This is a genomic window from Streptomyces sp. NPDC050085, assembly GCF_044460595.1.
Classification (GTDB): Bacteria; Actinomycetota; Actinomycetes; order Streptomycetales; family Streptomycetaceae; genus Streptomyces.
In genome coordinates this window covers 658457-672241 of the sequence record NZ_JBITJZ010000005.1, presented here as the reverse complement: position 1 = coordinate 672241, position 13785 = coordinate 658457, and the positions used below count along the sequence as shown (strand labels likewise).

The following is a 13785-nucleotide window of genomic DNA, read 5'->3' as shown; positions in this document are numbered from 1 at the left end:
GTCACGCCTTCCAGTCCAGGACACTCTTCACGGCCGTCGCGACCTGGGCCGCGTCCGGTATGTAGAGGTCTTCGAGGGGCGGGCTGAAGGGCACGGGGGTGTGCGGTGCGGTGACCGTCCCGATGGGGGCCCGCAGTGCTCCGAACGCCTTCGTCGCGACCAGCGCCGCGATGTCGGCGGCCATGCCGCAGCGCGGACCCGCCTCGTCGACCACCACCAACTTCCCTGTGTGCGCGACCGATTCGAGGATCGTGTCCTCGTCGAGCGGGCTGGTGGTGCGCGGGTCGACGATCTCGCAGCGCACCCCGGAGGCGGCCAGCCCGTCGGCGGCCTCCACGGCCACGGACACCATCCGGCCGAGGGCGACGATCGTGACGTCGTCGCCCTCCCGGACGAGGTTGGCCTCGCCGAAGGGGATCGTGTAGCTCTCGACGGGGACGTCGCCCATGGTGTCGTACAGCGCCTTGTGCTCGCAGAAGATCACCGGGTCGTCGTCCCTGATCGCCTGGATGAGCAGGCCCTTCGCCTCGTACGGGGAGGAGGGCAGCGCCACTTTGAGGCCCGGCACGGAGGTGAACACGGGGTACAGGGACTGGGAGTGCTGGGCGGCGGCGCGCAGTCCTGCCCCGTACATGGTGCGGATGACGACGGGGGTGACGGCCTTGCCGCCGAACATGTAGCGGAACTTCGCGGCCTGGTTGAAGATCTGGTCGAAGCACACGCCCATGAAGTCGATGAACATCAGCTCGGCGACGGGGCGCAGGCCGCGCGTCGCGGCACCGATCGCCGCGCCGATGAACGCGGACTCGGAGATGGGCGTGTCCCACACCCGTCCGGGAAAGCGGGGTTGGAGGCCTTTCGTGACGCCGAGGACACCGCCCCAGGCGTCGGACTCGCCGGGGGCTCCCGCGCCGCCCGCGTTGTCCTCGCCGAGGACGACGACGGAAGGGTCGCGTTCCATCTCCTGCGCCAGGGCCTCGTTGATGGCTTCGCGGTAGGTGATGCTGCTGCTGCGCGTCGCTGCCTTCATCGACTCCATCGACTCCATTGCCTTCATCGACTCCATTGCCTTCATGGTCTTCATGGCCTTCATGGGAGCCCCCGTTCAGTAGGTGACGTAGACGTCGGTGGTGAGATCGGCGGCGGTGGGCAGCGGCGCGGCCTTCGCCTCGGCCACGGCCTCGTCGACGAGCCGGGCCACCTCCGCGTCCACGGCGTCGAGTTGAGCGACCGTCAGGTCACGGCCGGCCGTGACGCGGGCGCGGAAGCGGAGCAGGCAGTCGAGTTCGGCGCGGGCCCGGCGCACCTCGCCGGCCCGGTAGGTCTGCTGGTCTCCCTCGAAGTGGCCGAAATAGCGGGTGAGTCGGACCTCGATGAGGCTGGGGCCGCCGCCGTTCCTGGCCCGGGTGACGGCTTCGGCGGCCGCTTCCCGTACGGCGAAGTAGTCGAACCCGTCGACCGTCAGGCCCGGCATGCCGAAGGCGGCGGCGCGGGCGGCGATGGAGCCGCCGCCGACCGACCACTCGGCGGCCGTAGCCTCCGCGTAGCCGTTGTTCTCGGCGACGAAGACGGCGGGCAGGTTCCATACGGTGGCGAGGTTCAGGGACTCCAGGGTCGTGCCCTGGTTGGAGCCGCCGTCGCCGAAGAAGGCCACGGCCACGCCGCCGTCGCCGCGCACCTTCGAGGCGAGCGCGGCGCCGCAGATCAGGGGCGGTCCGCCGCCGACGATGCCGTTGGCGCCGAGCATGCCGCGACTGAGGTCGGCGATGTGCATCGAGCCGCCCTTGCCGTGGCAGGAGCCGGTGGTGCGGCCGTAGATCTCGGCCATCATCGCCTTCACGTCGACGTGCTTGGCGATGCAGTGGCCGTGGCCGCGGTGGGTGGAGGCGATCACGTCACGCTCGTCGTCGAGCAGCCCGCACACGGCCGTCGCGGAGGCCTCCTCACCCGCGTACAGATGGACGAAGCCGGGGATGTCGCCGGTGGCGAACTCGTCGTGGAGGCGCTCCTCGAAGACCCGGATGGTGCGCATCGTGCGGTAGGCGTCGAGCAGCTCGGCGGCGTCGGGTGCGGCGGCCGGTGGACCCGGGGGTGTCCTGAGTGTGTCGGTCACGGCGTAACTCCCTTGCTCAGAGGGGTACTTCGGACGCTTCGTGGGCACAGCTCATGCCACTGCGGGGGTGGGCACCCGGCAAGGGTTGCCCGGGGTTGCAACGGGGACGGGGGTGGTTCGATGAGCAGGATCAAGCCGGACGCCGCGCGGGGTGCGGCCGAGCCGGTGACGTCGGAGTCGGAGGAGCTGCTGTTCGGCGGGCCGCTGCGCTACGACATCGGCTGGTCGGCGCACGAGGACGCCTTCCTCCAGCTGAGCTTCCGGGCGATGCTGACGCGGCTGCCCGCGCTGCTCGCGTCCAGTTTCCGGCTGGCCAGGGACGCGGACCGGCGCGCGGCCGGGATCGTGCTCGCCGCCGAGACGGGCCGGGGCGTCGCCCAGGCGGTCACCCTGCTCGCGGCCAACAGCGTCCTCGCGCGGCTCGTCACGGGCGGCTCGATGGCGGACCGGCTGCGCGGGGCCGCGCCCGCGCTGATCGCCATGGCGTCCGTGCTGTTCGTGGCGGCGCTGCTGCGCGCGGCGTCGACGTACGCGACGGGCCGCCTGGAGCCGAAGGTCGAACGGCTCGCCACGGAACGGTACTTGGAGCGGGCGGCGGCGGTGGAGCTGTCGGCGATCGAGGACGAGGCGTTCCACAAGCTGCTCGACACGGCGCAGTACGGGGCGTCGTCGGCACGCCGGATGATCTCCATCGCGACGCGCGTGGTGAACGCGATGATCTCGCTGATCGCGGCGGCGAGCGTGCTGACGGTGCTCCACCCGGCGCTGCTCCCCCTCCTGGTCACGATGACGCTGCCGAGCGCGTGGAGCGCGCTGACGATCGCGCGGCGCCGCTACCGCTCGTTCCACGTGTGGGTGCAGCACGCGCGGGCCGGGCGGCTCATCAGCAGCCTGCTCATCGACACGGCGGCCGCGCCGGAGATCCGGGTGCACGGCGTCGGCCCCTTCCTGCTGCGCCACTTCCGCTCGATGTCGCAGACGCAGGAGGCGGAACAGGCACGCCTCGCCCGGCTCGCGGCGCGTACGGGCCTGGTCGCGGCGGCGTGGACGGGCCTGGCGACCGCGGCGACGTACGCGACGCTCGGCCTGCTGCTGCTCACCGGCGCGATGGCGCTCTCGGTGGCGGGCACGGCGGTGATCGCGATCCGCACGGGTTCGTCGAGCCTGGACACGCTGGTCCTGGAGATCAACTCACTGCACGAGGACGCGCTGTTCGTGGGCGATCTGGAGCGCCTCGAGGTGGAGGCGGCCCGCCGCGCCATCCCGCAGGGCGGCACTCGACTCCCCCCGGATCCAAAGGAGATCAGGTTCGAGAACGTCACGTTCTCCTACCCCGGCAGCGCGGCCCGGCCCGCCCTGACCGACGTGACGCTGTCCGTCCCCATGGGCCGCATCGTCGCGCTCGTCGGCGAGAACGGCTCGGGGAAGACGACCCTGGTGAAGCTGCTCGCCGGGCTGTACGCCCCGCAGGGCGGCCGCATCCTGTGGGACGGCGTCGACGCGGCGGGCGCCGACCGGGTCCAACTCGCCGAGCGGGTCGCGATGGTGGCGCAGGACTTCAAGCGCTGGCCGTTCACCGCGCGCGTCAACGTCGGCATCGGGCGCCCGACGTACGAGCCGACGGAGGAGCGCGTCACCGACGCCGTGTCGCAGGCGGGTGCGGGTGATGTCGTACGGGATCTGCCGCGCGGCATCGACACGCTCCTTGCACGCGCGTTCAGCGGCGGGCACGAGCTGTCGGGCGGGCAGTGGCAGCGGATGGGCATCGCGCGGGCCGCCTACCGCCGGGGCCGGATCCTGATCGTCGACGAGCCGACGGCGGCGCTCGACGCGCGGGCCGAGCTCGAAGTCTTCGAGAAGATACGGGCGTTGGCGGGCACCGGCCAGACGGTCATCCTCATCACGCACCGCCTGGCGTCTGTGCGCCACGCCGATCTGGTGCACGTCCTGGAGCAGGGCCGCCTGGTCGAATCGGGCTCACCCGAGGAGCTGCTGACGGCGGGCGGCGTCTACGCGGAGCTGTACCGCCTCCAGGCGGACCAGTTCACCCGACGGGCTCGGCCGCACTCTCCCGCACGATCACCAGGAACGCGTCCGTCGCCAAGTCCATGACCACCTCGGCCGGTTGACCCTCCTGGCGGCGCAGGCGGGCGAACTCCTCCGCGGGCCAGGAGCCGCGGGGCCCGCCGGCCGGGAAACGCTGCAGTACCACTCGTCCATTGATCATCGTTCGTCCTTGCCCCCGTTGTCGTGCCTACATGAGGGAGAACGCTGACAGGGCGGGCAAGGACTCGCAACGTGACGATAATGACACCGAGTTGAGACGTGTTCAGGCCAGGTGGCACGGGCCGGTCACGCCACGTCGCCTTCGGATTCGGGCGTTCGGCCTCAGTCGAGGTACTCGTCGTGGTACCTGATGCGCGCGCTGCCCGCGGGCGCGCCCAGCGCGGACGCGCGGCCTTCGGGACGCTCCCACTCCTCCTGCCGGCCGAGGGCGGTGAGGTCGAGGAGGTTGCTGGTGAACCCGATGTTGTCGAGTCCGCGGTCGAACGTCGCGTACGTGTGGAAGATCCGCTCCCCCTCGCGCAGGAAGCAGTTGAGCGCGGGCCGCTCCTGGAGCCCGTCGTCGGGGGTGTCGACGGTGGCGCCGAAGTCCGCGTTGAACTCGCTCAGATGCGACGAGTACCAGGGCACCGTCCACCCCATCCGGGCCTTGAACGGCAGGATCTTGGTGTACGGCGCGCGGGAGACGGCCGCGAACGCCGTGCCGCGGGCCCGCAGGTGCGCCAGGTGCCCGATCTGGTCGAGGAACCCCGAGCAGCTGCGGCAGCCCGCGTCCCAGTCGGGCGCGAACATGAAGTGGTAGACGACGAGTTGGGGCCGCCCCTCGAACAGGTCGAGGAGTTCGGCCTTGCCGTCCGGGCCCTCGAGGACGTACAGCTTGTCGACCTCGACCATGGGCAGCTCGCGCCGCCGTGTGTTCAGCGCGTCCCTGGCGCGGGTCGCCGCCTTCTCCAGGGCGAGCAGCTCCTCGCGGGCGGCGCGCCACTCCTCGCGCGTGACCACCTTCGGCAGCCCCATGGTTCCTCCTCGGATCGGGTCTCCAGGAGGGGTGACCGGGGCCGCCCGCGGAACTCATCGCTCCCGCCGAAGATTCTTTTCAAAACCTTGGATGCGTCTCGGACTGTGCGTGCGTCCCGGACTTCCGGGCGGCCCTCAGGTGTCGTACTCCTGGATGCGCCTGCCGTGTCCGCGCTCGACGAGTGCGGGCAGCAGCTCGCTCAACTCCCCCGCCACGGACGGCACATCGACGGTGGTGAGCCGCCCGCCGCGCATGAGCACCCGTCCGTCGACGATCGTCGTCCGTACGTCGTGGGAGCGGGCGCTGTGCACGAGGGTCGCGGTGAGATCGTGCACGGGCTGGGTGTGCGGCCCGCTCAGGTCGACGAGGACGAGGTCGGCCCGGCGCCCGGGCGCGAGGGACCCGATGCTCGCGCCGAGGCCGACCGCGCGGGCGCTGTCGAGGGTGGCGTGGCGCAGCGCCTGCCGGGCGGTGAGCCAGCGCGGGTCGCGTTCGGTCCGCTTCTGCACGAGGGCGGTGAGGGTCATCGCCTCCCACACGTCGAGGGTGTTGTTGGAGGCGGCGCCGTCGGTGGCGAGGCCGACGTGCACCCCGGCGTCGACGAGTGCGCGGACGGGTGTCGTGTCCCACCCGAACTTCAGATAGCCGCGGGGCGCGCTGGCGACGCCGATCCGCCCGGTCGCGGCGCGCAGTGCGGGCAGGTCGCGGTCCAGGATCCCGGTGCCGTGGGCGATGAGCAGGTCGACGTCGAGGAGTCCGGTGTCCTTGAGTACGTCGATGGGGGTGCGGCCGTGGCGGGCGAGGCTGGTGTCGGTCTGGGCGCGGTTCTCGGCGGCGTGCAGATGGACCAACAGGCCGTGCTCACGGGCGAGTTCGGCGGTGGCGGTGAGGTCGGCGTCGTCGACGGTGTACGGGGCGTGGGGCGCCAGGGAGGTGGTGATCCGCCCGCCCGCACTGCCCCGCCGGCGCAGCGCGAAGTCGAGCGACCGCTCCCGCCCTTCGGGCCCCTGGGAGGAGAAGAAGGCCTCGCCGAGGTTGGCCCGAAGGCCGGTCTCGGCGACGACGTCGGCCACGGTGTCCATGGCGAAGTAGTGATCGGCGAAGCACGTGACGCCGCCCCGGATCATCTCGGCGCAGGCGAGCCGCGCCCCGAGCTCGACGATCCGCGAGGTCAGATTCGACTCGATCGGCCAGATCCAGTCGTTGAACCACTCCTGCTCCGGCCGGTCCTCGACGAGCCCGCGCAGGGCCACCATCGGGCTGTGCGTATGGCAGTTGACGAACCCGGGGAGAGCGACGAGTCCGCGTGCGTCGATCCGTTCAGCGGCGGCGGGTGCCGACGCGGCGCTGTCGGCGACCTCGGCGATGACGTCTGCGATGACGCCGTCGCGGATGACGAGGGTGACGTTCGGCCTGAACTCGATGGAGTCCGCGGCGAGTTGAGGGTCCGTCTCGTCGGGGTCGGGGTGGATCAGGGCGGTGCAGTTGCTGATGACGAGGTCGGCGGGGGCGGGGTTCATGGGGGAACGGTACGGGGCGCGGTCGGCGCCGTTGGGGGACATCACCGTAGGAGGCAGCGGCGAAGCCGCGCCTTCAGGGGCGCGGGGAACCGCGCGAAGCAGGACCACCGGGCGTCCGCCGCCAACGCAGAAGGACCACCGGGCGTCGGCCGCCAACGAAAGAGGCCCGGCAGACGCAACGGCGCAACCCCGCTCAACCACCCCCAGCGGCCCTCCTCTACGCCCCCCGCCGTACATCCCCACCCCCAACCAGTCGCACCCCGGCCCCACTTGACCCCCACCCCCTGTTCCCCGGCAGGGCCCCGCGGGACGCTGACCGCCCCGGCCCCGCAGCGGCCGCCCCGAGGACGGAGCACGTCATGCTCGTCGGCACCTGGAACCTGGAGAACCTCTACCGCCCCGGAGGCCCCTTCGGCCCCCGCGACAAGGCCGCGTACGAGGCGAAGCTGGCCTCGCTCGCCGCCACGATCAACCAGCTACACCCGACTCTCCTCGGCATCCAGGAGATCGGCGACCCGGAGGCACTCGACGATCTCGTACAACTCCTCGACGGACGCTACTTCGTGACGCTGTCTCAGTTCCCCGACGAGCGCGGCATCCGGGTCGGCGTCCTCAGCGACGTGGCGGTGAGCATCGTCGCGGACACCCCCGCGCTCCCCGCCCCGCTGCACCCGGTGCAGCTCGACGACAGCGGCCGCACGTCGGACCGGACGGGCCGCGGCGTACTGGCCGTCAGCTTCTCGACGCGCGTGACCTGGCTGACGGCGGCCGTCTGTCACCTCAAGTCGAAGCTGCTGAGCTACCCGGGCGGCCGGTTCTCCCCGCGCGACGAGGGTGAGCGGGCGCGCTACGCGACGTACGCGCTGCAGCGCCGGGCGGCGGAGGCCACGGCGGTGCGGACCCTCGCCGACGTGCTGATCGGCGAGGACGGCCGGCGCGAACGCGTCGTCGTGCTCGGCGACTTCAACGACGAGCCGCACGCCGCGACCACCCAGATCCTCCAGGGCCCGCCCGGCTCCGAGATCGGCACGCCCGGCTTCGAACGCCCGGACAAGGGCGACGCGAAGCGCCTGTGGAACGTCGCGCCGCTCATCCCCGAGGACCAGCGGTTCTCGCGCGTGTACGCGGGCCGCCGCGAGCTGATCGACCACGTCTTCGTCACGCACGCACTGACCGGCCGCATCACGCGCGCGGGCACCGGCATCCCGCACGAGGCGGCGGCGGAGCTGCACCCGCTGCCGTCGATCGGCGACACCCCGGCCGAGCGGCGCGACGCACCGGGCTCGGACCACGCGCCGGTCTGGATACAGCTGACCCCGTAGGCCTCTTTCAGCCACTCCCGTCCGCTGAGAACGCACTGTTGTCCGCTGAGCCGTACGCCATCACAATGCTCATGCCAAACACGGTGTTCCACTGAGACCGAGTACTGAGACCGAGTACTGAGACTGAGTACGGGAGAGGACCCCCCACGTGAAGAAGTCCCTCGCCGGCGCGCTCCTCAGCGTCCTGCTTCTCGGCGCGACCGCGGCAACCGCCGCCCCCGCCACGGCACTTGACACCAGCACCCCGACCACCGCGACGGCCGCGGCGACCCCGAAGGTCAGAGCCGTGACCTTCGCCGGAACGGTGGCTCTCAGCAACTGTTCCGGCTCGGTCGTCCGCGTACCGAACTCGCAGCCCACCGACCCGGCCCTGGTCATGTCCAACGGCCACTGCCTGGAGTCCGGCTTCCCCGGCCCGGGCGAAGTGATCGTCAACCAGCCGTCGAGCCGCACCTTCAGCCTGCTCAACTCGGCGGGCAGCAAGGTCGCGACGCTGCGGGCGAGCAAGATCGCGTACGGCACGATGACCGACACGGACGTCTCGCTCTACCAACTCACCAGCACCTACCAGCAGATCCAGAACTCGTACGGCATCAGCGCCCTCGAACTGTCGGCCGCCCACCCCACCCAGGGCACGGCGATCAGCGTGGTGTCCGGCTACTGGAAGCGGACGTACAACTGCGCGATCGACGGTTTCGCGTACCGCCTCAAGGAGGGCGAGTGGACCTGGAAGGACTCGGTCCGCTACACCTCCGCCTGCCAGACGATCGGCGGCACGTCCGGATCGCCGGTGCTCGACCAGGCGACGGGAAAGGTCGTCGCGGTCAACAACACCGGTAACGAGGACGGAGAGCGCTGCACGGACAACAACCCGTGCGAGGTCGACCAGAACGGCAACGTGACGGTCCGTCCGGGCATCAACTACGGGCAGGAGACGTACGGGATCGTGCCGTGCGTCGGCACCGGCAACAAGATCAACCTCTCGGCCCCGGGCTGCACGCTGCCCAAGCCGTAGCCGTCCAGTAGCCACTCAGCAGCCCGTTCCGTAGCTGTTCAGGCGGCGAGTTCCGCGAGCAGCACGCCGATCCGTTCGGCGTGCTGCTCCGGCACCCGCCCGGTGTCGTCGACCTGCACGGCGCACGCGGTGGTCACGTCGACGAGCCGCTCGAGGACGACGGTGACGTGCCGCGACCCGTCCGAGTGCCGGGCGAGGACGGGGAGTTCGGCGGCGGCCACCTCCACGGCAGCCCGCGCCTCGGCCAGCGTCCGGTAGGCCTCGCGCCGCAGCGCCCACCGCGCGGACCTGTCCTCGTCACCGCTCAGCACGTGCCGTACGTAGATCTGGGCGGCCTCGCGCGCGACGGCGATCCGCGCCCGCACCCCGCCCCCGCGGTGCGCACCCGGCCACGGCAGGTGGCCCGCGATCAGTACGAGGGCGCAGGCGAGCAGCGTCTCGCTGATCCGGCTGACGGAGGCCTGCGCCTCGCCTCCGACCATCACGAGCGACAGCACGAGCACGGTGACGACGGCGGTCTGTGCGGCGAAGTGCCGGGTGGCGACGGGTATGAGCGCCCCGCACAGCGCGACGAGCACGACGAGTCCCGCGGGCCGCGGCAGGAAGGCGGCCAGCCCGGCGAAGACGGCGGCCCCCGCGACCGTGCCCGCGGCCCGGCACAGCACGCGCGAGGCGAGCGGCCCCAGATCGGGCTTGACGAGGAAGACGGCGGTGGCGGGCAGCCAGTACCAGTGCTCGGGGTGCAGCGCCTGGGCAACGGCCGCGCTCGCCCCGAAGCAGAGCCCGACGCGGGCCCCGTACTCGCGCCCTCCGCCGCCAACTGCCTTGCGCAGCAAGGGCATCGGGCCGCCGGTGCGACGGCGGGCGGGCCCGGAGACACCACCCCCGTCGAACACCTCGGCGGCCCGCAACAACGCCTCGTCCAGCGCGCGCAGCCCCGCGTCGTACCGGGCCGGAGCGGGCAGCGGCCCCGACGCCGCGCCGGTCCGCACGGCGGCGGCGAGCAGCCGGGGCCCAACGGCTGCCCGGGCGGGCACGGGCCGCCCGGTCCACGCCAGCGCGGTGGCCGCCTCGGCGAGCGGCAACGCGGCGCCGAGCCGGGCCCGCAGCCGCCGCGTCCCCGCCCCGCCCCCGCTCCCGCGCAACGCGTCCTGCGCCTGGTCGAGAGCGGCGGTGAGACCGGCACGGCACCCCCGGGCACCGTCGGTACCGGCGGCCTCTATCAACCGGGCCACGGCGTCGTACACGGCAGCAACGGCAGCACGCTCACCGTCGTACAGATAACCGAGTCCCCTGCCGGCACTGCGCGCGGGCGAAGGCAGTGCGACCCGGAGCACGATCAGCCATCCGGCGCCCGCAGCGAACAACAGCCCCCGCTGCCACCCGGCCTCCGGCAACGGCATCCCCGCGCCGATGGCGACGGTCACCAGCAGCTGCGTACCGCAGGCCGAGGCGACGGGCCCCACAGCGCTGACGGCACCCCCGACGAGTCCGAGCAGGGCAAAGGCACCGACCAGGGCGAACCCTCCCCCGGCGAGCGCACTGCCCACCACCATCCCCACCGCCCCGGCGACCGCGGGCCCACCGAGCCGCGACACCGCGGAGAGCCGCGTCCCCGGCCGGTCGTTGACGCCGGCGAGCATGGCACCGAGGGCGAGCAGCACGCCGCTGGACGGCCGCCCGGCGACGACGGCAACGAGCAACAACGGCCCGGCGGCGAGCGCACCGCGCACGACAGCGGGCCACGGAACGGGAACGCGCTGGGCACGCAGGGCGTGGGCGAGCCAGGGCGGAAGGGAACGCAGGTGAACCATGACGATGTGCCGACCTCTGCCGTCGTACGCGTACACGTGGGTGGCGTGCACGGTGTGGTGCCGGACGACATCGGCCAGACCTGAACTGGTCCCTCCACGGTAAAGGGAGTTCATGGAGGGGAAGGAACGCCCGCATTTCCGCAATGTGACACTTGACCGTGCCCACGAGACAGACATCACTACAGACATCACTGCAGGAGAACAGCTGGCCGGACACCCCCGGCGACACGGCGCTGACGATCCACGTCCCGGAGGCGGACGCCCTGGTCCGCACGGGTTCGCGTGCTCACGTGACGGTGCTCTACCCGTTCCTGCCGCTGCCCCGCATCACCGGCCGACTGGAGCGGGACCTGCGGGCCCTCATCGCGATGAGTCCGGCCTTCACGCTGACGTTCCACGCGACGCAGCGCTGGCCGGGAGTCCTCTACTTGCCACCGACGCCCGCGACCCCGGTCCGCGCCCTCACCGACGCCCTCCGCGCACGCTGGCCGGAGGCGGTCCCGTACCGCGGCATCTTCGGCGAAGAGGGCCTGGCCCCGCACCTGACGCTGGCGAGCGGCGAGGGCACGGACGACATCCCGGCCTCGCCCTTCAGGAACGCCCTGCCCCTCCACACGCAGGTGACGGCAGTCCGCCTGATCACCACGGAGGGCGCGGGCACGGGTTGGCGCGACGCGGCGACCTACCCCTTGGCGCCCTCGACGGCACGGACCATCAACTCCCGCGCACGCTCGACGAGTTCACCCAGCTCCAGGGAGTTGTCCACCAGCAACTGATCAACGCCGCGCAACCCGGCCCGCGCCAACAGCCGCTTCTCATTGGTGACCCACTCCCCACGCGCGGCGAGCACGGCATGCCCGGCCTGCATGGCGGCGATGGCAACAGCACCCACCACCTCGACGCGTCCCCCGAGCGGCACGTTCCCGTGCAGCGCGTACTGCAGGGTCATGTCGGCCCGCCCCCACCAGGCGTCCGGGGCGGCCTTGCGCAGGGCAACCGGATACCCATCAGGAACGGGGGTCTCCCCCCTCAACACCCGATTGACGGCGAGCTCGGCGACGACGAGATAACTCGGGATCCCGGCAAGATGAAACATGAGCGGCTCGACCCGAACCCGCCCGGCTTCAGCCTCGGCAAGCTCATGCTCGACGACATCGAGATCCCGGTAGTGCACATCAACACGCCGCCCATCAACGCTCAACCAGGCCCCACCATTGAACACGCCCCCGCCCCACCCCCCGATCTCGGAGACTTCACCTTCCCACCCGACGTCCCGAAGGTGCCGCGGCTCGAAGCGCCCTTCACTCCCCCGGTAATAGACGGCGGTGTCCCAGTCGCTCTCGGGGGTGTGCGTCCCTTGGGCGCGCGATCCGCCGAGGGTTACGGCGTGCACGCCGGGAAGGGCGTGGAGGCGATCGGCGAGGTGATCGAGGAAGGCGTCATCGGTGTGCTTGGGCATGGGGAAACCGTACGCAACTGCCTTCAGCTGTGCCGCGGCGGCTGCCCCTGGTGCAGGTTCTTCACGACCCCGACCTGCATGACCACGCCGCTGTTCCCGTCCCCGCCCCGCATGTGATTCGTAATGGTGTACGTGTCGCCCTGCCGGGCCTCCGGAGGCGCCAACTCCGCGAGAATCTCCCGCAGATCGTCCGCCGCCTCCGGATTGGCCACCAAGGCCCGCCGCATCCGCCGCTGCCACTCACTCCGCGCCCCGGCGATCTCGTCCTCGTCACCCCTCGCGGCCACGACTTCGTCCCTGGCCTGATCCAACTCGCCCACCACGGCTGCCTCTTCACGCCCCTGTTCCCGCGACAGAACCTGCGCGAAACGATCCCGGATCCGAGTCCAGGCGTCGGTGGTCATCTGCGTGACCAGAGCCGTGGCGCTGGCGGTGGCGAGGGCGGTGAGTTCTGGGTCCATGGGCGAAAAGGTAACCGGACGAACGACACGGCGTCACCCCGCCGCGATCCTTGCCGCTCACCGCCGGGGCAGCGTGCCGACATGGAACAACGTGCTCTCGTGCGCCCATGTGCGCCCTCCCCGCCGCCTGTTCCTCCACCTACCTTCGCCTGTCATGAACCGGCAGAAGATTCTTCCCTATTGGGACTCATCGTTCTCGTCGTCGCTCTCGCAGGCTGGCTCACGTCAGACATCGGCCCCATCGGCCTGACCGCACTGTTCGCCCTGAGCTTCCTGTGGTTCCTGTTACAGGCACCCGTCCCATGTGGCGCCCCCATCCGTAAACAAGGCCAGACCTGCCGCAAGAATGCCCGCGGACTTCTCCGCGGATGCAGCATCGAGCAACACAAGTGGCAGCGCATACGCACTCTCGCCGTCCGCCCCGGTCTGCGCCAGACACGCCGCGAACTGTTCCCCGACCGCAAGACGGGCTTGGCCAGTCTCAGTGCAATCGTCGCGCTGATGTGCACGCTCATCACGACGACATTGGCGTTGCTCGGCAAAGGAGGCGGATGACAGTCGCCGTCCAGTCCCAACTCTTTGCCCACTCAAACCAGTTATGAGATAGCCTGCGCCAGCGCGATGCTGCCTCCCTGGAGGGTTACAGATCGGGCCTGCGAATGCAGAACCTTCAGAAGTCGGATGCGTAGAGCCATGAGCCACATGGTGAGGCCCCTCGCGGTGGCCGGAACGGTGCCCAGGTATGGGAACCCCTCCCTACCACCCGCCTCTGAAGGAGTTGCTTCACATGGTTCCCGTCGAGTACACGCCCAAGCGCCGGACCTGGCTCCGCGACATCCTCATCGGTGTCGCCACGGGCCTTGGGGTGGAGCTGGTGAAGGTGCTGGTGGAAAGCACCGCGCACCTCATCGTTTGACGATGAGGTGAGGGGACGGCCCGAGGGCCGTCCCCTTCTCTCTGTTCCAAGACCCTTCAGCCAACGTCGACGCAGGATCTCGC

At 71.1% G+C, this 13785-nt stretch carries 14 protein-coding genes; 6 read left to right on the top strand and 8 right to left on the bottom strand.

The genetic code is table 11. The features are described 5' to 3' along the window. Position 1: 1 nt before the first annotated feature. Positions 2-1030 carry an alpha-ketoacid dehydrogenase subunit beta gene (locus ACIBUY_RS22705; protein WP_365564583.1) on the bottom strand — a complete coding sequence of 343 codons (1029 nt, stop codon included), beginning with the start codon at positions 1028-1030 and terminating at the stop codon, positions 2-4. Between the two features lie 75 nt (positions 1031-1105). Further along, positions 1106-2113, bottom strand: a complete 1008-nt coding sequence (locus ACIBUY_RS22700; protein WP_399153453.1) for a thiamine pyrophosphate-dependent dehydrogenase E1 component subunit alpha — start codon at positions 2111-2113, stop codon at positions 1106-1108. 120 nt (positions 2114-2233) lie between these two features. Here ACIBUY_RS22700 and ACIBUY_RS22695 point away from each other — a divergent pair, with 120 nt between their 5' ends. Continuing rightward, positions 2234-4225, top strand: coding sequence for an ABC transporter ATP-binding protein (locus ACIBUY_RS22695; RefSeq protein WP_399153452.1), 1992 nt, complete (start codon positions 2234-2236; stop codon positions 4223-4225). On the opposite strand, the gene ACIBUY_RS22690 is transcribed toward ACIBUY_RS22695, so the two are convergent. From ACIBUY_RS22690 to ACIBUY_RS22680, 3 genes are all read right to left on the bottom strand, one after another. Beyond that, positions 4158-4340: a hypothetical protein gene (locus ACIBUY_RS22690; protein WP_365564032.1), complete on the bottom strand. Its 183-nt coding sequence runs from the start codon at positions 4338-4340 to the stop codon at positions 4158-4160. The two genes, ACIBUY_RS22695 and ACIBUY_RS22690, sit on opposite strands and share 68 nt — an antisense overlap. A 161-nt stretch (positions 4341-4501) precedes the next feature. After that, a complete protein-coding gene (locus ACIBUY_RS22685; RefSeq protein WP_365564034.1) occupies positions 4502-5194 on the bottom strand; it encodes a DUF899 domain-containing protein in 693 nt (230 codons plus the stop codon). Positions 5195-5329: 135 nt separating this feature from the next. After that, complete coding sequence (locus ACIBUY_RS22680) at positions 5330-6715, bottom strand: amidohydrolase (protein ID WP_399153451.1); 1386 nt, start codon at positions 6713-6715, stop codon at positions 5330-5332. 359 nt (positions 6716-7074) lie between these two features. On the opposite strand from ACIBUY_RS22680, the gene ACIBUY_RS22675 reads away from it, so the two are divergent. Together ACIBUY_RS22675 and ACIBUY_RS22670 are read left to right on the top strand one after the other, a co-directional pair. Next, complete coding sequence (locus ACIBUY_RS22675; RefSeq protein ID WP_399153450.1) at positions 7075-8037, top strand: endonuclease/exonuclease/phosphatase family protein; 963 nt, start codon at positions 7075-7077, stop codon at positions 8035-8037. A 148-nt stretch (positions 8038-8185) separates the two neighbouring features. Continuing rightward, positions 8186-9052 (top strand): serine protease, encoded by an 867-nt coding sequence (locus ACIBUY_RS22670; RefSeq protein ID WP_399153449.1) that lies wholly within the window; start codon positions 8186-8188, stop codon positions 9050-9052. Between the two features lie 38 nt (positions 9053-9090). Here the strand turns inward: ACIBUY_RS22670 and ACIBUY_RS22665 are convergent, their stop codons facing one another. Then, entirely contained in the window at positions 9091-10866 is a 1776-nt protein-coding gene (locus tag ACIBUY_RS22665; RefSeq protein ID WP_399153501.1) for an FUSC family protein, read from the bottom strand. Positions 10867-11024: 158 nt separating this feature from the next. On the opposite strand from ACIBUY_RS22665, the gene ACIBUY_RS22660 reads away from it, so the two are divergent. Beyond that, positions 11025-11642, top strand: coding sequence for a 2'-5' RNA ligase family protein (locus ACIBUY_RS22660; RefSeq protein ID WP_399153448.1), 618 nt, complete (start codon positions 11025-11027; stop codon positions 11640-11642). Here the strand turns inward: ACIBUY_RS22660 and ACIBUY_RS22655 are convergent. Both ACIBUY_RS22655 and ACIBUY_RS22650 read right to left on the bottom strand, forming a co-directional pair. Next, positions 11549-12325 (bottom strand): nucleotidyltransferase domain-containing protein, encoded by a 777-nt coding sequence (locus ACIBUY_RS22655; RefSeq protein WP_399153447.1) that lies wholly within the window; start codon positions 12323-12325, stop codon positions 11549-11551. The two genes, ACIBUY_RS22660 and ACIBUY_RS22655, sit on opposite strands and share 94 nt — an antisense overlap. Before the next feature lie 23 nt (positions 12326-12348). Then, positions 12349-12786, bottom strand: a complete 438-nt coding sequence (locus ACIBUY_RS22650; protein WP_399153446.1) for a hypothetical protein — start codon at positions 12784-12786, stop codon at positions 12349-12351. Between the two features lie 180 nt (positions 12787-12966). Here ACIBUY_RS22650 and ACIBUY_RS22645 point away from each other — a divergent pair, with 180 nt between their 5' ends. Both ACIBUY_RS22645 and ACIBUY_RS22640 read left to right on the top strand, forming a co-directional pair. Next, positions 12967-13341 carry a hypothetical protein gene (locus tag ACIBUY_RS22645; RefSeq protein ID WP_399153445.1) on the top strand — a complete coding sequence of 125 codons (375 nt, stop codon included), beginning with the start codon at positions 12967-12969 and terminating at the stop codon, positions 13339-13341. Between the two features lie 232 nt (positions 13342-13573). Continuing rightward, on the top strand, positions 13574-13702 hold the full coding sequence (locus ACIBUY_RS22640; RefSeq protein WP_365564052.1) for a DUF6408 family protein: 129 nt from the start codon (positions 13574-13576) through the stop codon (positions 13700-13702). Positions 13703-13785: the final 83 nt, after the last annotated feature.

What these genes read in the sequence shown, in the direction of transcription:
- ACIBUY_RS22705 (WP_365564583.1), bottom strand. Translation starts at nt 1,030, where the DNA reads ATGAAGGCAGCGACGCGCAGCAGCAGCATCACCTACCGCGAAGCCATC.
- ACIBUY_RS22695 (WP_399153452.1), top strand. Translation starts at nt 2,234, where the DNA reads ATGAGCAGGATCAAGCCGGACGCCGCGCGGGGTGCGGCCGAGCCGGTG.
- ACIBUY_RS22690 (WP_365564032.1), bottom strand. Translation starts at nt 4,340, where the DNA reads ATGATCAATGGACGAGTGGTACTGCAGCGTTTCCCGGCCGGCGGGCCC.
- ACIBUY_RS22685 (WP_365564034.1), bottom strand. Translation starts at nt 5,194, where the DNA reads ATGGGGCTGCCGAAGGTGGTCACGCGCGAGGAGTGGCGCGCCGCCCGC.
- ACIBUY_RS22680 (WP_399153451.1), bottom strand. Translation starts at nt 6,715, where the DNA reads ATGAACCCCGCCCCCGCCGACCTCGTCATCAGCAACTGCACCGCCCTG.
- ACIBUY_RS22675 (WP_399153450.1), top strand. Translation starts at nt 7,075, where the DNA reads ATGCTCGTCGGCACCTGGAACCTGGAGAACCTCTACCGCCCCGGAGGC.
- ACIBUY_RS22665 (WP_399153501.1), bottom strand. Translation starts at nt 10,866, where the DNA reads ATGGTTCACCTGCGTTCCCTTCCGCCCTGGCTCGCCCACGCCCTGCGT.
- ACIBUY_RS22655 (WP_399153447.1), bottom strand. Translation starts at nt 12,325, where the DNA reads ATGCCCAAGCACACCGATGACGCCTTCCTCGATCACCTCGCCGATCGC.
- ACIBUY_RS22650 (WP_399153446.1), bottom strand. Translation starts at nt 12,786, where the DNA reads ATGGACCCAGAACTCACCGCCCTCGCCACCGCCAGCGCCACGGCTCTG.
- ACIBUY_RS22640 (WP_365564052.1), top strand. Translation starts at nt 13,574, where the DNA reads ATGGTTCCCGTCGAGTACACGCCCAAGCGCCGGACCTGGCTCCGCGAC.